A 20,097-nucleotide genomic window follows, 5' to 3' on the forward strand; every position below is an offset into this window, starting at 1 on the left:
TCACTTGCTTGGAATAATTTATTACTAAGAGGCGACAAGCTATGAATAAACGGCAATTCTTACAGTCCAGCGCGCTGGCATTAAGTGTGTTACCGCTGGGGCTGTTGTCTCTTAGTAGCAACGCGGCGGTTGGCAATAATGCCGGTGCAGCCAATAGCGGTATCGTTTTACCGAAAAAACTTAACCCGGGCGACACTGTTGCCTTGGTTAGCCCGTCTAAAGCCACCGATGAGCGGCTGGATATTCAAATAGCCACCGAAGTGTTACAGGCACTCGGTTTAAACGTAAAACTGGGGCAACATCTGGATAACCGCCGTGGTCATTTAGCCGGCACCGACCAAGAGCGCGCCAGCGATATTAATGCCATGTTTGCCGACCCTGACGTTAGTGCCATTATTTGTTTACGCGGTGGCTCTGGCGCAGCCAGATTATTACCGCTACTTGACTACCCGTTAATCCAGCGTAACCCGAAGGTATTACTGGGCTATTCTGACATTACCGCGTTGCATAGCGCCATTAATGCCCAAACCGGGCTGGTCACGTTTCATGGCCCAAATGGCACCGGCAGCTGGAACAGTTTTAATGCCGAGCAGTTTCAGCGGGTGTTTTTTCAGCGCGAACACATGCTTTACCAAAATGAGTTAAATGCCAAAGATGAGCTGGTGCCGCGGCAAAACCGCATTGAAACCATTACCGCCGGCAAAGTGCAAGGCCAGCTGATGGGCGGTAATTTAACGGTGTTAACCGCCTTGGCGGGTTCGCCTTATTTACCGGACTTTACCGATAAAATTTTATTTTTAGAAGACGTAGAAGAAGCGCCGTATCGGATTGATCGGATGCTCAGTACCTTAAAGCTAATGGGTGCATTGGATAAAATTGCAGGTTTTATCTTTGGTGAATGCACAGCGTGCCGGCCCGGTGGCGGTTTTGGCTGGTTAACCATGGACCAAATTTTTGATGACCATATAAAACCGCTGAATATTCCGGCGTATCGAGGCGCTATGATTGGCCATATCAGCAAGCAGTTTATTGTACCGCATGGCGCGCGGGTAGAAATGGATGCCGACGCCGGCACCTTCCGCATGTTAAGTAGTGTATTTCAGCCTTAAGCATGTTAAAAGCGACAAGTCACTGATTACCGACCTAAGGCGAAACCGAGCCGAATTAACGCTCCCAGTACGCCTCTTCCAAGCTGTCTTCCCGCTCGGGTAAGCCTTTTGATAAACGCGATGCATTTTGCACCAAAATTTCATAGCTGACCCGATTGGCATATTTACATATTTGCGCAAAACTGGAGTACGCCAGATACGGCATTTCATGTTTACCCGATAATGGCTGCACTTGCTTATGAAAATGATTCGCCGCCATATCGTGTAAAATAGCCGATAATGCGCCATCACCAGCACCATTGGTATTTTTAATCCGCTCCGGGCCACCTAAATAAGGGTCAATATGCGAATACACTTTTAGTGGCTGCTGGCAATCTCGCCGCAGCATTGGCCGGCTAAATTCAAATTGGTTAAAGTCGGCCAGGCTGGCCGATTTAATCGGGTTACTGCTTTCCCGCTTAACACTGTCATCGGTGTAGCCGCATAAATACAGGCCTTGTGGCCCGGCGGTAATCAGCACCATATCAGTGTGCTCTAAAATTGCCTCGGCGGCTTTTAACGGATCGGCACAGCCGGTCAGTGCTTCAGCTTCCAATTCGTTCATCGCCAGCACGTTAACGTAATTAATAATGGTGCTAATAATTTGCTCGCGGTTTTCTTCCACCAAATGGCGGGTTCCCAAGCTCATCACTACTGGCACCTGATGGGTCTTGGCATCGTCCAGCCCTTTTTGCATCGCCCGCTGTATAGGCTGGCCGATAGCTCTAAGGGGATAAGCACTCACCACAAAAGCTGACGCCGCAGCAATAATGTCGGTCGGAATATAATCGGGTTCTAACTGATCCATATCGCTGGGGTCAATGACAAAAGTGCGCTCACCATCTGGCGTTATCATGGTAATGCCACGGCCAATATCGCCTGCTACTCCTTGTAAATGATTCATATCTACTTTCGAGCTGGTATGACATACGTAATGATAGGCCGGAGAGCCCAGCGCAATATTGGCCGACATTACGCCCAGTAATACCGACTTATCGTCGGCCAGAACGGAGTAATTATGGATAGTGTTGCCGATAGTGCCGCCAGCAAAATGGTCAGAAATAGCTTGTTTAATCACCAACTCCTGATAAATAGCATTGGCTTTGGCATGCTCAACCAGGTTAGATAGCCCTTTTTGAATATTGTAGCGGGCAAGAAAATCATCGGTTACGCTGGCCACCACATCGACAATGGTTTGGTCCAGCCCAACGATATAGGTATCAAGCTCAGGTCGCACTTCAAAGCTCGGCAACTGCGGCTTTGGTTGAGACACAGGAAAGTAATGTTTTATTTTACGCAGGCCAGGAAATTTCATGCTAAGGGCTCAACAACAGACAAGTAGCTATTTTAGCAAACATGTCGGTAAACCCTAAGCGCCTTATTGCGGCTTTGGCCAATTATTCTGCTTGATGGCGTAAAAACACCGGTTTATCGGCAGTAGATGCGGCGCTATTGTACTGATAACCCGCCAAGTTAAATTCATTAATAGCTTTAGCATCAGTAATTTGCTGCTGAATAATATAACGCGCCATTAAACCACGGGCTTTTTTCGCAAAAAAACTAATTATTTTATATTGGCCGTTTTTATAGTCTTTAAATATCGGCGTAATAACCTTAGCCTTTAATACTTTAGGTTTAACCGCTTTAAAGTACTCCTGCGACGCCAGATTAAGCACTAACGCTGAATTGAGTTCGCTCAGCTGACTATTCAGGTTATCGGTAATATACTGCTGCCAGAAAGCATATAAATCGTTGCCCAGATCATTTTTGAGCTTAGTGCCCATTTCCAACCGGTACGGCTGCATTAAATCCAGTGGCCGCAGCACGCCATATAAACCACTTAAAATACGTAAGTGTTGCTGCGCAAACTGCAGTTGTGGCTCGGTTAAGCTGGCGGCATCCAGCCCCTGATACACATCACCGTTAAACATAAAGAGTGCCGCTTTCGCGTTATCTTTTGTAAAGTCAGGCTGCCACTGGCTAAAGCGGGCAGCATTTAAACCAGCCAGCTTATCACTAATATGCATTAACGAGCCTAGCTCAGCCGGGCTGAGTTTTTTACAAATAGCCGTAAGTTCGGTGGCTTTAGACAGTAAAGCCGGCGTGTCAGTAGCCAGCTTTAATGATATGGGGCTTAAATCAAGATCTTTTGCCGGAGACACAACCATCAACATAAACAATACCTGTAATGAAAATTTATTTGAGTAACATTATTGTTACGCTACTAACACCACTCTAGTCTGATTACCGCTTAAAATGTTCGGCAATTAACAATAATTTTTTACTTTATCGCAGCCGCTTTGTCTGATTATTAGCATCCTGTGCTAAGGTAAGCGGTAGACTGCGGCCCTTGGCAGGCAGTAGTGTACTAGTACCATCGCAATATAGTAACTTCGCGATAGCGACGCAATGGTTTTTAGCGTGAGTATCCTATGCTGCGGTTTTTTGTTGTAATATTTCTACATTTATTGCCTGAAAGCATTAAAATCCCTAAAATAATTTAAAAAAATGGTAATTAAACAATATGAATGATTTATTAACTCAACTTAAAGCCGTTACTACGGTAGTGGTAGATAGTGGTGATTTGGGCGCAATTGAACAATTTCGGCCAGTAGATGCCACCACTAATCCCTCTTTGCTGCTTAATGCCAGCCAGCTGGAGTTTGCTAAACCCATGCTAGCTTCCGCCATTCGTTATGCTAAAGCGCATGCCAGTGGTGATGCCGCTATTTTAGAACTGGCTTGTGATAAATTTGCGGTTGACGTTGGTACGGCTATCAGCAAACTAGTGCCAGGCCGGGTGTCGACTGAAGTAGATGCACGTTTATCATTCAATACTGAAGCGACTGTTGGCAAAGCCTTACAACTGGTTGAACTTTATCAGCAAAACGGCATTGGCACCGAGCGTATTCTGATTAAAGTAGCCTCAACCTGGGAAGGTATTCAGGCGGCTCGCCAGTTAGAGCAACAGGGTATTCAGTGTAACCTAACGTTGCTGTTTCATATGGCTCAGGCCCGTGCCAGCGCAGAAGCAGGCGCTTACCTTATTTCACCTTTTGTTGGCCGTATTCTTGACTGGTACAAAGCCAACACTAAGCAAGACTATACTGCCGAAACTGATCCTGGCGTACTATCAGTTCGGGATATTTACCACTTTTATAAAGAACATGGCTACGCCACCGTGGTTATGGGCGCCAGTTTCCGTAATACCGGCGAAGTATTAGCCCTGGCAGGTTGTGATCGCTTAACCATTAGCCCTAACCTGCTGGATGAACTCAGTAAACAAAATGGCACCCTGGATGTGAAGCTACAAGATAGCGGTGCAACTAGCGCTAAACCAACGGCACTGAGTGAAGGTGAATTTCGTTGGCAACTAAATGAAGATGCAATGGCCACCGAAAAACTGGCCGAAGGTATTCGCAAATTTGCCGTCGACCAACGCAAGCTGGAACAGCTGATTTCGGATCAACTTTAAGTAAGACGTTAATAACAGGATACTTGCGCAGGAGCAGCATATGTCGGGCAATTTTACCAAGCAGCTTAATCAACTTAAGCAACTGGCCAGTGAACGTTGTAATTTACGTCAGGCGTTTAATGACGATGCTCAGCGAGCGCAGCGCTTTTCAATAACGGCCTGCGGTATTAGCCTGGATTATTCAAAAAATCTAATTACCAACAGCAGCTGGCAGGCGTTACAACAGCTTGCGGTTAACAGCAACATCAACAGTTTACGCCAGCAAATGCAACAAGGTGTGGCTATAAATAATACTGAACAACGCGCGGTATGGCATACCCGGCTGCGCCAGCAAGATGTAACAGGCTTAATGCTGGATGGTGAAGATATAGGCCAGCAAATTACTGAGTGCCGGGCCAAAATGGCCGCCTTGGTAGATAACTTGCACCAGCAGCAGTATCTGGGTTATCAGGGTAAGGCGATTACCGACCTTATCTGGGTTGGCATTGGTGGCTCGCTTCTAGGGCCGCAAATGGCCGTAGAAGCACTTACCCCCTATCACTGCAGTCCGGTAAAATTGCATTTTGCTGGTAATATTGATGGTGCCGTGGTCAGCGACATTCTCAGCACCTTAAACCCAGCTACTACGCTGGTGGTAGTAGCGTCAAAATCGTTCGGCACAGAAGAAACCAAACAAAATGCCTTGGCTATTCGCCAATGGTTTAGTCAGCATGGTGCTGATAAAGCGGCGATTGCCCATCATTTTTGGGCCGCGTCGTCTAATATTACTGCGGCAGCAGAATTTGGTATTGAGCAGAAAAACATTTTGCCGCTGTGGGACTGGGTTGGTGGCCGTTATTCGTTATGGTCAGCTATCGGCTTGCCAATTGCGCTGATGATTGGCAACCAGCAATTTAAAGCACTTCTGGCTGGCGCCGAAGCAATGGATCAGCATTTTTTCAGCGCGCCGATGCACGAAAATATGCCGGTAATTATGGCGTTACTGGGCGTGTGGTATATCAACGGCCATGCTTGTCAGGCACAGGCATTATTACCTTATAGCCATTATTTACGCTTATTACCGTCGTATGTGCAGCAGCTGGATATGGAAAGCAACGGTAAAAGCGTTGATCACACCGGCAAAGCGCTACCTTATGCCACTGCACCGGTGATCTGGGGCGATGCCGGCACCAACGGCCAGCATGCGTATCATCAGCTACTACACCAAAGCGCTTTAGCTGTGCCGGCCGACTTTATTCTGCCATTGCAGGTAAAGCATCCGTTAAAAAATCATCACCAGCGCTTGGCAGCCCACTGCTTTGCGCAAACCCAGGCGTTAATGCAGGGAAAAACGCTGACAGAAGCCATTGCAGAATGTCTGGCGCAAGGCATGAGCAAGCAACACGCTAACGCCCTCGCACCACATAAAGTATCGCCGGGCAATAAACCCAGTAATACCTTGTTGTTACCTGAGCTTTCACCCTATTATTTAGGCGCGCTTATTTCACTGTACGAGCACAAGGTATTTTGTCAGGGCGCTATTTGGCAGCTCAACAGTTTTGACCAATGGGGTGTAGAACTGGGTAAACAATTATCTGGCCCGATCTATCAGGCATTGGCAGGTAATAGCAGCCATAGTTTTGATAACTCTACCTCAGCCTTAATTACGCAGTTTTTGGCTGCCCAGGATTAATTAAACGGGCAAAGCGGTTTTTTTATTGCTGTTCCTGTCTGATAATTTGCATGGTTGTTATCCCTAGCAGCACCCGTTGCTATTATGGCAGCCAGTATTTCAGGTGGCCCGGTTGGCTAGGGCCGCTGATCGCGCCTGATTGTTTGAAAACTCGGGCCGGCTTAGGCCGAAAGTGTGGAAGTTTATTGAACTCAATGCCGTTAATTTCGTCCTAAGATTAAGGACGCATACTTTGACCCTGCAGCTGCAGTAATATGCATTGTCACAATCCGGTACTTTTTCTGACCGATGGAGGACGCTGAAATGGTTGAACAACTAACCAAAACTACAATAAATGAATTATCAAAGATTAACGAGCCCATTTGTATTTCATTGTATATGCCTACGCACCGGGCTTTTCCGCAACGCAACGAAAACCCTGTTTTATTTAAGAACCTGCTGCGTGAGCTGCGCCAGCAGCTGGCATCGCAACAGCCAGACGCCGATCATAATAAGCTGCTAAAACCTTTTGAGCAGCTGCAGGAAGATGAAGACTTCTGGATGCACCAGCGAAACGGTCTTGCCATTATTGCTGGTGCCGACTTTTTTAAAGTATTTACCTTGCCGCAGTCCGTTCCAGCCCGTACCTTCATCTGTAACCACCCTTATTTAACACCACTAATCAGGATCACCCAGGCTGCCGATAATTATCAGGTACTGTGTTTAACCCGCGATAATATCCAGCTGTTTGAAGGCAACCGCGATTCGATATCGGACGTGAGCCTGCATCCTGACGTGCCGCGCACGAAAGAACAAGCACTCGGCAGCGAGTTAACACCGTCCGATCAGTCGGGTTATAATCAGGGTTTTAGCCAGGGTTTTAGTGCCTCAGGTGTGCAGGGCTCTGTCTATGCCAATGAATCAGGTGGCGGTGGTAAGCAGGAGGAAATAGATATTGACCGGCAGCGTTATTTTCGCGCGGTTGACAAAGCGATCCTGCAACACCATTCCCGCCCCTCTGATCTGCCTCTGTTATTAGCGGCACTACCCGAAAACCAGGCGTTCTTCCGTGGGGTTAGTCATAACCCCTTTTTACAGGAGCAAGGCCTTACCCCGGATCTGGGCAATCTGGACACTGAGGACCTGCGACAGCAGTGCTGGCAACTGATGTCTAGCCATTATAGTGAGAAAGTTGATGAGATGTTGCAGCAATACAGTCAGTCGCAACATCAGGGGCTTGCCTCTGACAAGCTGGCAGACATTGAGCACGCAGCTGAAACCGGCCGGGTTGCAACTTTGCTGGTAAGTGACGACAGGCTTGACGTTGCTAAGATAGATAAGCACCATGCCAGTAACGAGCACCCTGATATGCTGGAGAAGCTAGTGCTGACCGTAATTCAAAACGGCGGCGACATCATGGTAATGCCACCGCAGCGCCTACCCAGCGAGACAGGAGCAGCAGCAATTTACCGCTTTTAATCAGCGGCGCAGCGGTTTTGCCTCTAAGTATCAGGCTTGCCATGAAAACGACGCCGCTGAGTTATTGGTCAGCTACAACTAAGCTTAAACGAGACACCGGAGTAGTGGTGCCTCGTTAAACCGGCTATTTTTTCGCTAGCTGAACCAATAAGGCGTAAACCGTGGCTTCAACGCCTCGGCAACACCCAATCGGGTCGAACAAAATGGCAGGTATAACCGTTCGGCGAGCGCTGCAGATAATCTTGGTGCTCGGGCTCTGCCTGCCAGAAATCGCCTACCCGCTCAACCTCGGTCACAACTTTGCCCGGCCAAAGCCCTGAAGCATCGACATCAGCAATGGTTTCAAGCGCTTCAGCATGCTGCGCCTCGTCAATATAATAAATGGCTGAACGATAAGCGCTGCCACGATCATTACCTTGCTGAAGTGGCGTGGTAGGATCGTGAATTTGAAAGAAAAACTCCAGCAATTTACGGTAACTGATCGCGTCAGGATTAAAGGTAATCTCGATCCCTTCGGCATGGCTACCGTGATTACGGTATGTTGCCTTTGGAACATCACCACCGGTGTAACCGACACGAGTGGTAATAACACCCGGCAGTTTACGAATCAAATCCTGCATTCCCCAAAAGCAACCGCCGGCGAAAACTGCACGTGCTGTCATTTACTCTCCTCCACCTGATCCACAAATTCGCCGTAGCCTTGCGCATTCATCTCATCACGATGCACAAAACGCAGACTCGCCGAGTTTATACAATATCGCAGACCACCCCGATCAGTTGGACCATCGGTAAAAACATGGCCCAGATGGCTATCGCCATGTTTAGAACGCACTTCGGTGCGTGCCATACCCAGCGCATGGTCAGAATGCTCAGTTACGTGTTCAGTCACGATTGGCCTGCTAAAACTCGGCCAGCCACAGCCAGACTCAAACTTGTCCGATGACGCGAACAACGGTTCGCCCGACACAATGTCTACATAAATGCCGGGCTGTTTGTTACTGTTTAGTTCGCCCGTACCGGCACGTTCAGTTCCACTTTCTTGTGTTACCCGGAATTGTTCACGGGTGAGTTTCGCTAATGCTTCCTCGGTCTTCGCGTATTTCATTTGGTAAGTTCTCCCAATCATCAGAAATTATTAGAAACGTTTAGGGTCAGAACAACATTAACTCAGATAATCAGTAAGGCCATAAACTCATTCACCGGCAGTTTTTCAAACGCCGCTTTGTCATTACAGATTTCTACAATGGCCTTCGCCTGCTTACCCGGAAATCGGGTTTTTACATTGCGCGCAAATTTAGCTTGTAACAATGGAATACCCTCAGCCCTTCGAAATTTATGTCCAAGCGGATACGCCACGACTACTTGTTCAGTACTACTACCATCTTTAAAAAAGACTTGTACGGCATTGGCAATACTACGTTTGCTTGGATCAAGATAATCTTTAGTATATTGCGGGTCTTCAGCGACTTGCATTTTTTCTCTTAGCGCATCGATGCGGCTATCCGTTGCAATCTCATCTTCATAGTGATCGGCATTTAACTCACCAAACAGTAGCCCTATCGCCACCATGTATTGCAAACAGTGGTCTCGATCGGCAGGGTTATGCAGCGCACCTTGTTTGCTGATAATGCGAATGGCAGACTGGTGCGTTGTTAATTCAATACGATCAATATCGGCCAGACAATTAACCACTGCCGGATGCAATTTAACGGCGCACTCTATCGCGGTCTGAGCATGAAATTCTGCTGGGAAAGAAATTTTAAATAACACGTTATCCATCACATATTCGCCATAGGGCTGGGGTAACGTGAAGGCTTTACCGTTGAACAATACCTGATAAAACCCCCAGGTTTTGGCGCTTAACACACTGGGATAGCCCATTTCACCAGACAGGGTCATCATGGCTAAACGCACAGCGCGACTGGTGGCATCGCCAGCAGCCCACGACTTACGCGAGCCGGTGTTGGGCGAATGCCGATAGGTGCGTAAACTTTGACCATCGACCAAGGCCTGGGACAGCGCTGCCATAATATCAGCCCTATTGCCACCCAACAGTTGGGTCACCACCGCAGTAGAGGCAATTTTTACTAAAATAACATGATCCAGCCCAACCCGATTGAAACTATTCTCAAGCGCCAGTACACCTTGAATTTCATGTGCTTTAATCATCGCTGTCAGCACGTCTTTCATGCTTAATGGTTTATGGCCGCGCGCTAAACGTTGACGGGACACATAATCTGCTACGGCTAAAATGCCACCCATATTGTCTGATGGATGGCCCCATTCGGCCGCTAACCAGGTATCATTAAAATCTAACCAGCGAATAATACACCCTATATCGAACGCGGCTTTAATCGGGTCAAGTTCAAATTGCGTACCAGGAACCCGGGCGCCGTTAGGTACCAAGGTGCCGGCCACAACCGGACCTAAATGTTTAGCGCATTCCGGGTATCGTAGTGCTAAAAAACCGCACCCCAGCGTATCCATTAAACAATAACGGGCGGTGTCGTACAGGGTGTCATGTGCAATAACATAGTCTGTAACATAACAGGCAATATCGTTAATGGGGCGGTCATAGTCGGGTTTAGTATTTGATTCAACATTCGTATTCATGCGTGACTCCAAATAATGGTCGTTCACTTATGTAACAGTATATTAAACACCCTTTAGCCAACTTATGTAAGCGCGGTGGCGCACTTCTTAAAAAACGAGCTGGTATTTGCCGCCGTTTATGCCACTTTATTTCAGCGCCAGCATTGATCCCCCCTGCTAAGTCCCTTAGACTTCTGTACATCTATTTACCGGCAGAACGTCCGGTTATTTGCCGGAGGTAGCACGTTGCAGCCCTTACCAACACTTAATTTACGTGACCACGTTAGCGCCGAAGAATGGCAGCTGCGGCTAGATTTAGCAGCTTGTTACCGGCTGGTCGAGCACCATCGCTGGGGTGACTTAATTTATACGCATTTGTCGGCGCGGCTGCCAGGCACTGAACATTATCTGGTGAATGCCTTTGGCTTAACGTTTGATGAAGTCACCGCCTCTAACCTGGTAAAAGTCGATTTACAGGGTAATATTCTGAACGATACCCCCTTTCAGATTAACCCGGCTGGCTTTACTATTCACAGCGCTATTCATCAGGTTAGGCCAGATGCGCATTGTGTTATTCACCTGCATACCAAAGAAACCATTGCCGTAGCCAGCCAGCAACAAGGTTTACTGGCGCTAAGCCAATACTCGCTGTTTTCGCTGCCGTCACTGGCTTATCACCGCTATGAAGGGTTAGCTGTTAACCAAGAAGAAAAAACCCGCCTACAGGCCGATTTAGGCCTAAATAACCATATGTTGCTGGTGAACCATGGCGGCTTAACCGTTGGCCCAACGGTTGGCGATGCTTTTATGCGCTTTTACGATTTACAGCGCGCCTGCGAAATTCAGCTGGCCATTCAGGCCAGTGGCCAGCCGGCCATACCGATTGCGCAAGCAATAGTAGATAATATTCGCCAACAAGCCAAGGTCGTGCACAGTGGCAGCACCGGCGGGCAGTTAGCTTGGCCGGCGATGCTGCGAAAAGCCTACCGGCTTGATGCCAGTTTTGCCCAGTAACCGTTACTACCCTCAACAGGAGTGTCTATGAAAGTTACCCGCGTAGAAGTGTTTGATATTTTTTGTCCGGATCGGCCAGCCTGGACCCCGGTATTTGTCCGGGTGCATACCGATGAAGGCATCAGCGGTGTAGGTGAAGCCGGTCTGGCTTACGATTTAGGCCACAGTGCCGCCGCGGCGATGATTAAAGAAATGGCCGAAGCCTTTTTAATCGGCCACGATCCGTTTCAAACTGAAAAACTGTGGTCACGCATGCTGCGGGAAAGTTTCTGGGGCCTGGGTGGCGGTCCGGTTATTTATGCCGCCATGAGCGCCATTGACACTGCGCTGTGGGACATTAAAGGTAAAGCACTGGGCGTACCGGTGTATCAGCTACTGGGCGGTAAAGTAAACGATAAACTGCGCACCTATGCCTCGCAGCTGCAATTTGACTGGGGCCCGGAATTTAAAGCACTGGTTCACCCTGAAGAATATGCTGAAGCCGCATTAAAGGCTATTGCCGAAGGTTATGACGCGGTAAAAGTTGACCCTATTCAGTACGATAAAAATGGTAAAACCTATTACGACCGCACCAATATTATCTCGCGGGTTGAAATGAAGCTATACCGTGCCAGAATGCAGGCCATTCGCGATGCGGTTGGCGACGAAGTCGATATTATTTTTGAATGCCACAGCCTGCCTGGCGTTACTTCTGCCATTCAACTTGGCGAAATTGCCAAAGAATTCGACTGCATGTTTTTTGAAGAGCCGGTTAATTACCTGAACCACTCGCTGCATGCCAAAGTGGCCGACAAAGTGGCAGTACCCATTGCCGGTGGCGAACGCCTATATAACCGCTGGGGTGTGCGGCCTTATTTGGAAGATCAGAGTATTAACGTACTGCAGCCCGATATCGGTTTATGTGGTGGTTTTACCGAAACCAAAAAAGTCTGCGACTACGCCGATATCTTCGATGTACGCATTCAGGCTCATGTCTGCGGCGGGCCGGTTGCCACGGCTGCGGCGCTACATCTGGAAACCGCCATTCCTAACTTTTTAATTCATGAACACCATACCTATGCCATTAAAAAATGGAACCGCGAGCTGTGTCTGCAAGATCCACAGCCGGTTAATGGTTTTTTTGAAGTGTCAGAAGCGCCAGGTATTGGCATTGAACTAAATGATGAAATAGTTATGCGCTCACAGCGTGTTGAAATTAAATAATTAACTAAGCACGTCCAGCCCATACCATTGCCTGGCTGTGTCAGCACTTAATTGCTGCCAGCCAGAAGCATCAAGCCCTAAGCCCGTTAGCAACTGATAGTAACGCTGCCACAAGTGCTGATAACTGCCTTGGAATAAACATAACGGAAAATTACTAGCCAGCATTAACTGCGAAGGCTGCCAGTGGTTAAGCACAGCAGCAAATACCCGTTGCTGCCAAGTTTGATCAGGCAGGCTATAGCGACCAGCATGAAGCATTTCAAAACCCGACAGCTTTAGCGCAATATTGGGAAAAGCCGCCAATATTTGGCTAGCCTGTTGCCAGGCCTGAAAATGTTCGGGCTGCACTAAACCCGCGTGGTTAATTACCAGCGCTAAATCAGGAAATTGCTCAGCTAACTGAGCTATTTTCGCTACATTTTTTTCTGTGGCCAGCTGACATTGAACTTCCAGTATAAGCCGGTGCTGTGCCAACATGCTGGCGATGTGCTCTAACTGCGGCGTATGTAACCAACGCTCGTCATCGCCCTCAAAAATATGCCGCACTCCGGCCGGCCTGAATGCTAACAAGCGCTGCAAATTAACCTGTAGCTGCTTAAGCGGCTGGCTGCAATCTAAAAACGCCACCGCACGATGCGGGCAAGCGATTTGCTGGCCGGCTAACCAGGCCAGTTCGCGCTGTGGCGCACTGTTATCAAAACCGGCTTCAATATGCACCAACCCGGCTAATTGAAAATGGGGCCCGGGTTCCAGTGCTTCGACTGAGTAATCTTGCTGCAGTAAGGCTTTATCCTGCCAATAAGGTGCATTTTCAGGCCGCAGCCAATGGTAGTGGCCCGCACGTAGTTGCCACAGGTGTAAATGCGGGTCAACAATCTGCAACCGTTTGGCGGTATTTACTGACACGTATAGCCACCATCAATTACTTGCAGGCTGCCGGTAATAAAACTGGCCTGATCACTGGCCAAAAAAACCACCAAGGCGGCCACTTCAGCCGGTTGCCCTAAGCGGCCCAGTGGCTGCAACGCGGCTTCTTCGGCAACAACACCAACTTTATCAGCGTCACTTTTTGCACAGTAGCGGTCAATTGCCTGATGAAACAACGGCGTTTCAATCGTGCCCGGGCATACGGCATTAACGCGGATATTAAAAGCGGCATAATCCAGCGCCGTAGTTTTGGCCATTGAGGCCAGCGCATGCTTTGTTAGATTATAAGCAAAAGAATTTTTCTTAGCGACTAACGCCTGATCAGATGCTATCAGCACAATAGCACCCGCTTGTTGTTGGCGCATTACCGGCAGTACCGCTTGCAGCGCCGCATAAGCGCCCTTTACATTTAACGCAAACAAGGCATCGAGGGTGGCTTCGTCGGTTTGTTCAATATTGGCACTAACATGGCGGCCTGCATTTGATACCAGTACATCAACCCGGCCGGTGTCGGCTACTATTGCCCGGATCACGGTGTTAACCGCCGCAACCTGACTGACATCACAATGGCGGTACTGGCCCAATTCGCCCGGCACGATATCTAAGTTAAACACCTGATAATGCTCAACTAATAATTCTTCGACAATAGCGTAGCCAATACCGTGGCTACCACCAGTAACAATAGCAATTTTTTTCATAGCAGATCCTTTTACAGCTTGCGCTAGCTTACGCCGATACCGGCTAAAGCCAAATAATTTTAATTATTTACCATGACTGTAACGTTGCTGTCACTTAACTATTTTATTTTGCAATGAAGTGTGGTAGAACTTTCGTTGAAAATAACAACAACATCAGCAGAGGCCGTATTATGGAAAGCTTCGAAGAATTACTGAACATGTTGGAACGCCCGGCAGCAAAACCGAAAGCGGTTAAGCGTAAATGGCGCGAAATTGAAGAGTTAAAAGAGCGTCACCGCCTGAAAAAAGAGCTCTGCGATATGGACTGGACCATAGAGCCAGAGTTAGCCAATATCGAGTTATAACGCCAACGGCCAATCATTGATTGGCCGTTGCGGTTTTCGCTATGGGCATTGCTTTAACGGCCAACCGACTGCCAGTTGATGGCGGTACGATTGCTGCTTTGCAGTAGGCTATTGGTTTGTAAAAAATGGCCACAGCCTAGAAAACCACGATGCGCTGATAACGGCGACGGGTGGGGCGCCGTTAAAATATGATGGCGATCTTTGTCAATTAAGCGAGCTTTTTTCTGCGCATGGCTACCCCACAATAAAAACACGATGCCCTCGCAGTGTTGGCTAATACTGCTAATAACGTTATCAGTAAACTGCTCCCAGCCCAATTTGCGGTGCGAGTTAGGGTGGTTGGCAATAACGGTGAGCACCGTGTTCAGCAGCAACACCCCTTGCTCAGCCCAGCTTTGCAAGTTGCCATGCGCTGGTGGCGTAAAGTCGGCATACTCCAGCGCCAGCTCTTTATAAATGTTGGCCAGTGAGGGGGGCACTTTCACCCCGTCCCGTACCGAAAACGCTAAACCATGCGCCTGATTCGGGCCATGGTAAGGGTCTTGCCCCAGCACGACCACTTTTAACTGTACAAGCGCAGTAAGTTTAAAAGCGTTAAACACATCAGCTTGCGGTGGATAGATTACCGTGCCGGCCGCGCGTGCTGTAGTAACTTCGGCCAGCAACGCGGTAAAATACGGCTGCTGCTTTTGCTCACCTAATAGTTGCTGCCAATCGGTCATTGCGTTTTCAGCGCCCTAATTACCTGCTCTAAGGGAGCAAAGTCTGCCGTAATATTTCGACTAAGTCCAGGCTCCGCAGCACAGGCTGCCAATTCCGGCGGCAAAGCGATAGGGCTGCCGAGGATATTTTCAACCTGCTCTTTAAATTTAGCCGGGTGGGCAGTGCCAAAGAAAATACCAAACTCACCAGGTGCTAAGCTGCGTTTTAGCGCCTTGTAGGCTACCGCGGCATGTGGCTCGCTTAAATAACCCAGTTGCCAGAGTTGGCGCACTCCTAACTGCGTATCATCTTCATCTACCGCCACCGCTGCAATATCAGCCCGGCTAATAACACCTTGCGCTAATAATGCCTCTATTCTGGGCCAATTATTAGGCGCACTGACATCCATAGCATTAGATAAGGTGGCCACCGTCGTTTTCGGTTGCCACTGCTGGCTCTGCCAATAACGTGGTACCGTGTCATTGCTGTTGGTTGCCGCTATTATGCGCTTAATTGACAGCCCCAACGCTTTAGCAATTAACCCCGCACTCAGGTTACCAAAATTACCACTTGGCACGGCAATAACCACTTGATCACGCTGTGCAGCAGGCACCTGCGCCAGTGCTTCAAAGTAATAACAAATTTGCGCAAACAACCGGCTGATATTAATCGAGTTGGCCGAGGTAATATTAAATTCAGCGACCAGCGCTGGGTTATCAAACACTTGCTTTACCAATGCCTGACATTGATCAAAATCGCCCTCTACCGCCAGGGTGGTGATATTTTCACCCAAGGTAGTAAACAGCTTTTCCTGCAAGATACTGATTTTGCCCTTTGGAAACAAAATAACCACTTGTACGCCTGGCTGGCGGAAAAACGCATGTGCTACTGCGGCCCCGGTATCGCCTGAAGTAGCGGTCACGATAGTCGTAGGCTCTGGTTGTGCTTTTGCCAGCGCCTGCGCCATAAAACGAGCACCAAAGTCTTTAAACGCCAAGGTAGGCCCATGAAACAACTCCAGAGCACTAATGTTGTCAGTAACCTTAACTAAAGGCGCTGGAAAGGTAAAAGCCTGCTCCAGCATGGCCCGTACTTCAGCTTCTGGTAACTCATCGCCAATTAACGCTGTTAAAATTTTACTACTGCGCTCAACCAGCGGTAACGCCAGCAAAGCGTCAATATCCAGCGTTGGCCATACTGTTGGGAAAAATAAACCTTGTTGCTGGCCCAAGCCTTGGCGTACGGCCTGTAAAAAACTCACTTGTTCAGTGGCTACTTTTAAATTAGTTAAGTGCATAATCTATTCCTACGACTGACATTGTGGCAATGCTGCCAATGATAGTACCGGCTCTGGTAGCGCTCTGGCACCGGTCGCTGATAATTGGCAAATATGGGTAATAGCATCGGCGTTTTTGCCATAATGCTGCTGCAGGTAAGCGGCAGCCGAAGCGGCAGTGCTATCATCCGGGCACAAGGCAAATAAAGTAGGGCCGGCGCCTGAAATACCCAGGTGTAACACCCCCTTTGCCATTAAGGTTTTTCGTAATGCCGGTAACTCCGGAATAAGTGGTGTTCGTGCTGGCTCAGCCACCCGATCCTGCAAGGCGGCAATAGCCTCGGCTTCATCCTGGCAGTATAAAGCGCTGACAAAACGGCTAAGCAAGCCAGCAAACTCTATACTGTGCGACAAGCTGAGTTGCTTAGGCAGCAGGGCCCGGGCGGCTTTCGTCGACAAAGAGGTACCAGGGTAACTTAATACGACCCGCCAATGCTTAAACCAGGGCAAAGTGCGGCTTAATGTGCTGCTACCCGGTAACATTAACTGTAACCCACCCAGTAAACTCGGTGCCACGTTATCATAGTGCACACTGCCACTTACCCCGCCCTCAGCCACTGCCATTAACTGAAGTAATTGCTGCGGATTAAGCGGTTGCCCAAAATAATCATTAAAAGCAAAGCATGCTACTACTATTGAGCAGGCACTGGAGCCCAAACCACTGCCTACCGGCAGGTTTTTTTGCAGGTGCAACGCTAAACGTGGTAATGGTTTAGCCACAGCTTGCTCAAAAGCATAAAAGCATTGCAATACCAGATTATCATGGTTATCAGCTGGTAATTGGTGACGATAACGACCGCTAATGTGCAGGCTTAGCTGTGGTTGTTGGCCCTGAATTTCCAGTACATCGCCAAATAGCTCACCATTAGTCGGCTCAAAAGCGGCTCCCAGCAAATCGAACCCCACAGAGAAGTTACCCGTTGAAGCCGGCGCATAATAGCGACATAGTGTTGTTGTGGTCATAGTTGTTATACCTGCTGCTGCCAGCTGAGAGTGCGCATGATATCGCTAAATACCCCGGCAGAAGTTACCGCAGCGCCAGCACCATAACCGCGCAGCACAAAAGGGATAGGCTGATAATAGCGAGTATGGATAGCCAGCGCATTTTCGCCAGCGGTTACGCTGGCCAGTGGATGCGCCTGCGTTAGTGCTTTAATAGCAACCCGGCATTTCCCTTGATGTATTTCGCCAATATAACGTAACACCTTGCCCTCTGCTTTAGCAGCAGCCACGCGTTGGCTAAAGGCAGCATCAAGCAGCGGCAAGCGGGCCATAAAATCGTCGACACTGCCGCTGGCGTCAAAATCAGCTGGCAATACCGGCGCTGTTTCAACATCGCACAGCTCCAATTGCATACCGGCTTCGCGAGCCATAATCAGTAGCTTACGCGCCACATCCATGCCGGATAAATCGTCTCTTGGATCGGGCTCAGTAAAGCCTTTTGCTTTCGCTCTGCCGGTAACCTCAGACAAACTGGCCCCAGCGTCTAACTCACCAAATATGTAAGACAATGAGCCCGATAAAATACCCTCGAATGCCAGTAATTCGTCACCAGCATTCAGCAAGCCTTGTAAGGTATCGATAACTGGCAAGCCTGCACCAACCGTGGTTTCATACAAAAACCTTCTGCGCTGCTGCTGCGCTACCAGGCGCAGTTGCCGGTAATAATTTAAGCTTGCGGTATTAGCTTTTTTATTCGGCGTAACCACATGAAAACCAGCAGCCAAGAAGTCAACATACTGGCTGGCAATCCCCTCGTCACTGGTGCAGTCGACCAGCACCGGATTGGTCAGGTGTTGCTGGCGTACAAATTCGGTTAAAGCTGCCAGCGAAAAGCTGGCCTGACTTTGGCCAAGCCCGCTCTGCCAGTCTGCCAGGTTTATCCCCTCTTTTACCAGCAACAATTGGCGCGAATTAGCAATGCCATACACTGTTAATTTAACTTGCCGCTGTTGCAAAAAGGCTTGTTGACGCTCAATTTGAGCCAATAACTCAGCCCCTACCACGCCACAGCCCACCAGAAATACGTCGATGCTGGGAATATGACTAAAAAAGTTTTCATGACACACCCGCACGGCATCTTTACACACCGCCTGCTCTACCACCGCAGAGATAGACCGCTCACTGCTGTCCTGTGCAATCGCTACCACATTAACCCTTGCCTGCGCTAATGATGCAAAAAATTTAGCGGCAACACCTCGATGCTGGCGCATACCATCGCCTACCAGGCTAACAATGGCCATATCCGCTAAAATACTTACCGGGCGCAATAAACCGGTTTGCAACTCTAGCTCAAACTCCTGCTCCAGCGCTTTTTTAGCCAACGAAAGATAAAGTTGAGATACACAGAAACTGATACTGAATTCAGATGATGACTGGGTTATCAGGCTGACGGAAATTTGTGCGCGAGCCATCGAGGCAAACACCCGGCTCGCCATACCGACAACCCCTTTTAGCCCAGGGCCAGATACGGTAAACAAGGCTAGATGCTCTAAACTGGAAATACCTTTAACTAAAGCTTCACCATCGCCGTTACTATCAATACAGGTTCCGGGCGCGGCAGGGTTGAGGGTGTTTTTAATATAACAAGGGATCTGATAACGCGCCAATGGTCCGATAGTTTTCGGATGCAATACTTTTGCACCAAAATAGGACAACTCCATCGCTTCATCATACGATAGCCGGTCAATCAGCCGGGTTTGCTTAACCTGACGTGGATCGGCACTGTATACGCCATCAACGTCAGTCCAAATTTCACAGGCGTTAGCGCGGAGGCTGGCCGCAACGATGGCAGCTGAGTAATCAGAACCATTGCGGCCTAATAATGTCGGCTCGCCCTGGCTATTGCTGGACACAAAACCGGCAATAACATACACCGCGGCTGTTTGGTTAGTAATAGCCTGCTGCAACGTTTGTTCAGAGCTGGCAATATCGGCACTGGCATTCAGATAATCGCCCTGGCTCTTAATTAACGTTACCGCGTCCAGTGCCACTGCATGTAACTGCTTCGCTTGCAGCAAAGCGGTCATTAACGCGACACTAAACTGTTCACCCAAACCCAGTATTTGCGCTTTAATATGATCAGGACAATGCCGCAGCAGGCTTATACCCTGTAAATGCAGTGCCAGCTTAGCCAGTTGCTGCTGCCATAACACCGCTACGGTGCTCACCTGCTCGGCCGTTAAGTGAGTCGCTTCAAGCAGTAACTGCTGATAACGCTCTGCCAACGCCGTCAGTTCAGGTTGATAATCAGCCCCCAGGTAAGCCAAGTCGGTTAACTCTACCAGCATATTGGTTACCCCCTGCGGCGCCGACAATACCAGACAAACCGGACTGGTTGCCGCTTGCTGCTGCACGATTTGTACAACGTCGGCAAAGCGTGGCAATGACGCCAGCGACGAGCCACCAAATTTTAGCACTCTCATGTTTTACTCCTTGCGCATGAAATTAGTTGTTGTGTTGTTATTGCCGACCAAGGCCAGGTATACACCTGATAAATATTATAAAAAAAACCCGTGACATTTTAGG

At 48.7% G+C, this 20,097-nt stretch carries 18 protein-coding genes; 7 read left to right on the top strand and 11 right to left on the bottom strand.

Annotated elements, in window-relative coordinates; genetic code table 11:
* Nucleotides 1-41: 41 nt before the first annotated feature.
* Nucleotides 42-1,109: an LD-carboxypeptidase gene (locus tag VT06_RS14270; protein ID WP_046554997.1), complete on the top strand. Its 1,068-nt coding sequence runs from the start codon at nt 42-44 to the stop codon at nt 1,107-1,109.
* A gap of 55 nt (nt 1,110-1,164) precedes the next feature.
* On the opposite strand, the gene VT06_RS14275 is transcribed toward VT06_RS14270, so the two are convergent.
* Nucleotides 1,165-2,463 (bottom strand): inosine/guanosine kinase, encoded by a 1,299-nt coding sequence (locus tag VT06_RS14275; protein WP_046554998.1) that lies wholly within the window; start codon nt 2,461-2,463, stop codon nt 1,165-1,167.
* A gap of 82 nt (nt 2,464-2,545) precedes the next feature.
* Nucleotides 2,546-3,322: a peroxide stress protein YaaA gene (gene yaaA, locus VT06_RS14280; RefSeq protein WP_046554999.1), complete on the bottom strand. Its 777-nt coding sequence runs from the start codon at nt 3,320-3,322 to the stop codon at nt 2,546-2,548.
* A 350-nt stretch (nt 3,323-3,672) separates the two neighbouring features.
* On the opposite strand from yaaA, the gene tal reads away from it, so the two are divergent.
* From tal to VT06_RS14295, 3 genes are all read left to right on the top strand, one after another.
* Nucleotides 3,673-4,623: a transaldolase gene (gene tal / locus VT06_RS14285; protein ID WP_046555000.1), complete on the top strand. Its 951-nt coding sequence runs from the start codon at nt 3,673-3,675 to the stop codon at nt 4,621-4,623.
* A 40-nt stretch (nt 4,624-4,663) separates the two neighbouring features.
* A complete protein-coding gene (pgi, locus tag VT06_RS14290; protein WP_046555001.1) occupies nt 4,664-6,295 on the top strand; it encodes a glucose-6-phosphate isomerase in 1,632 nt (543 codons plus the stop codon).
* Nucleotides 6,296-6,598: 303 nt separating this feature from the next.
* Nucleotides 6,599-7,753, top strand: coding sequence for a hypothetical protein (locus tag VT06_RS14295; protein ID WP_046555002.1), 1,155 nt, complete (start codon nt 6,599-6,601; stop codon nt 7,751-7,753).
* A 167-nt stretch (nt 7,754-7,920) separates the two neighbouring features.
* Here the strand turns inward: VT06_RS14295 and msrA are convergent, their stop codons facing one another.
* From msrA to VT06_RS14310, 3 genes are all read right to left on the bottom strand, one after another.
* Nucleotides 7,921-8,415: a peptide-methionine (S)-S-oxide reductase MsrA gene (gene msrA, locus VT06_RS14300; protein WP_046555003.1), complete on the bottom strand. Its 495-nt coding sequence runs from the start codon at nt 8,413-8,415 to the stop codon at nt 7,921-7,923.
* Nucleotides 8,412-8,858, bottom strand: coding sequence for a peptide-methionine (R)-S-oxide reductase MsrB (gene msrB, locus VT06_RS14305; RefSeq protein WP_046555004.1), 447 nt, complete (start codon nt 8,856-8,858; stop codon nt 8,412-8,414). Before msrB ends, msrA begins: the two co-directional genes overlap by 4 nt.
* Before the next feature lie 62 nt (nt 8,859-8,920).
* The gene (locus VT06_RS14310; RefSeq protein WP_046555005.1) at nt 8,921-10,366 is read right to left on the bottom strand and encodes a bifunctional 2-methylcitrate dehydratase/aconitate hydratase; all 1,446 of its coding nucleotides are present in this window, start codon (nt 10,364-10,366) and stop codon (nt 8,921-8,923) included.
* Between the two features lie 225 nt (nt 10,367-10,591).
* On the opposite strand from VT06_RS14310, the gene VT06_RS14315 reads away from it, so the two are divergent.
* Together VT06_RS14315 and VT06_RS14320 are read left to right on the top strand one after the other, a co-directional pair.
* Nucleotides 10,592-11,359 carry a class II aldolase/adducin family protein gene (locus VT06_RS14315; RefSeq protein ID WP_046555006.1) on the top strand — a complete coding sequence of 256 codons (768 nt, stop codon included), beginning with the start codon at nt 10,592-10,594 and terminating at the stop codon, nt 11,357-11,359.
* A 27-nt stretch (nt 11,360-11,386) separates the two neighbouring features.
* Nucleotides 11,387-12,562: a mandelate racemase/muconate lactonizing enzyme family protein gene (locus VT06_RS14320; RefSeq protein ID WP_046555007.1), complete on the top strand. Its 1,176-nt coding sequence runs from the start codon at nt 11,387-11,389 to the stop codon at nt 12,560-12,562.
* Here VT06_RS14320 and VT06_RS14325 read toward each other — a convergent pair whose 3' ends face one another.
* Together VT06_RS14325 and VT06_RS14330 are read right to left on the bottom strand one after the other, a co-directional pair.
* Nucleotides 12,563-13,468: an amidohydrolase gene (locus VT06_RS14325; protein ID WP_046555008.1), complete on the bottom strand. Its 906-nt coding sequence runs from the start codon at nt 13,466-13,468 to the stop codon at nt 12,563-12,565.
* A complete protein-coding gene (locus VT06_RS14330) occupies nt 13,459-14,187 on the bottom strand; it encodes an SDR family NAD(P)-dependent oxidoreductase (protein WP_046555009.1) in 729 nt (242 codons plus the stop codon). The genes VT06_RS14325 and VT06_RS14330 overlap by 10 nt, the downstream gene beginning before the upstream one ends.
* 170 nt (nt 14,188-14,357) lie before the next feature.
* On the opposite strand from VT06_RS14330, the gene VT06_RS17855 reads away from it, so the two are divergent.
* On the top strand, nt 14,358-14,531 hold the full coding sequence (locus tag VT06_RS17855) for a DUF3545 family protein (RefSeq protein ID WP_082122546.1): 174 nt from the start codon (nt 14,358-14,360) through the stop codon (nt 14,529-14,531).
* Between the two features lie 53 nt (nt 14,532-14,584).
* On the opposite strand, the gene ung is transcribed toward VT06_RS17855, so the two are convergent.
* Genes ung through thrA form a run of 4 tightly spaced genes read right to left on the bottom strand, consistent with a single transcriptional unit; the run spans nt 14,585 to nt 19,994 of the window.
* The gene (gene ung / locus VT06_RS14335) at nt 14,585-15,253 is read right to left on the bottom strand and encodes a uracil-DNA glycosylase (RefSeq protein WP_046555010.1); all 669 of its coding nucleotides are present in this window, start codon (nt 15,251-15,253) and stop codon (nt 14,585-14,587) included.
* Entirely contained in the window at nt 15,250-16,530 is a 1,281-nt protein-coding gene (gene thrC / locus VT06_RS14340) for a threonine synthase (protein WP_046555011.1), read from the bottom strand. Before thrC ends, ung begins: the two co-directional genes overlap by 4 nt.
* A gap of 9 nt (nt 16,531-16,539) precedes the next feature.
* Complete coding sequence (gene thrB / locus VT06_RS14345; RefSeq protein ID WP_046555012.1) at nt 16,540-17,532, bottom strand: homoserine kinase; 993 nt, start codon at nt 17,530-17,532, stop codon at nt 16,540-16,542.
* Between the two features lie 5 nt (nt 17,533-17,537).
* Nucleotides 17,538-19,994, bottom strand: coding sequence for a bifunctional aspartate kinase/homoserine dehydrogenase I (gene thrA / locus VT06_RS14350; protein WP_046555013.1), 2,457 nt, complete (start codon nt 19,992-19,994; stop codon nt 17,538-17,540).
* Between the last annotated feature and the right edge of the window lie 103 nt (nt 19,995-20,097).

This window comes from Arsukibacterium sp. MJ3 (assembly GCF_000987765.1).
In the GTDB taxonomy this organism is placed as follows: domain Bacteria; phylum Pseudomonadota; class Gammaproteobacteria; order Enterobacterales; family Alteromonadaceae; genus Alishewanella.

Excerpts from the sequence above, each read along its gene's own strand:
- VT06_RS14310 (WP_046555005.1), bottom strand. The coding sequence starts at position 10,366 with ATGAATACGAATGTTGAATCAAATACTAAACCCGACTATGACCGCCCC.
- msrA (WP_046555003.1), bottom strand. The coding sequence starts at position 8,415 with ATGACAGCACGTGCAGTTTTCGCCGGCGGTTGCTTTTGGGGAATGCAG.
- tal (WP_046555000.1), top strand. The coding sequence starts at position 3,673 with ATGAATGATTTATTAACTCAACTTAAAGCCGTTACTACGGTAGTGGTA.
- VT06_RS14275 (WP_046554998.1), bottom strand. The coding sequence starts at position 2,463 with ATGAAATTTCCTGGCCTGCGTAAAATAAAACATTACTTTCCTGTGTCT.
- msrB (WP_046555004.1), bottom strand. The coding sequence starts at position 8,858 with ATGAAATACGCGAAGACCGAGGAAGCATTAGCGAAACTCACCCGTGAA.
- yaaA (WP_046554999.1), bottom strand. The coding sequence starts at position 3,322 with ATGTTGATGGTTGTGTCTCCGGCAAAAGATCTTGATTTAAGCCCCATA.
- ung (WP_046555010.1), bottom strand. The coding sequence starts at position 15,253 with ATGACCGATTGGCAGCAACTATTAGGTGAGCAAAAGCAGCAGCCGTAT.
- VT06_RS14270 (WP_046554997.1), top strand. The coding sequence starts at position 42 with ATGAATAAACGGCAATTCTTACAGTCCAGCGCGCTGGCATTAAGTGTG.
- pgi (WP_046555001.1), top strand. The coding sequence starts at position 4,664 with ATGTCGGGCAATTTTACCAAGCAGCTTAATCAACTTAAGCAACTGGCC.
- thrA (WP_046555013.1), bottom strand. The coding sequence starts at position 19,994 with ATGAGAGTGCTAAAATTTGGTGGCTCGTCGCTGGCGTCATTGCCACGC.
- VT06_RS14330 (WP_046555009.1), bottom strand. The coding sequence starts at position 14,187 with ATGAAAAAAATTGCTATTGTTACTGGTGGTAGCCACGGTATTGGCTAC.
- thrC (WP_046555011.1), bottom strand. The coding sequence starts at position 16,530 with ATGCACTTAACTAATTTAAAAGTAGCCACTGAACAAGTGAGTTTTTTA.
- VT06_RS17855 (WP_082122546.1), top strand. The coding sequence starts at position 14,358 with ATGGAAAGCTTCGAAGAATTACTGAACATGTTGGAACGCCCGGCAGCA.
- VT06_RS14295 (WP_046555002.1), top strand. The coding sequence starts at position 6,599 with ATGGTTGAACAACTAACCAAAACTACAATAAATGAATTATCAAAGATT.
- VT06_RS14320 (WP_046555007.1), top strand. The coding sequence starts at position 11,387 with ATGAAAGTTACCCGCGTAGAAGTGTTTGATATTTTTTGTCCGGATCGG.
- thrB (WP_046555012.1), bottom strand. The coding sequence starts at position 17,532 with ATGACCACAACAACACTATGTCGCTATTATGCGCCGGCTTCAACGGGT.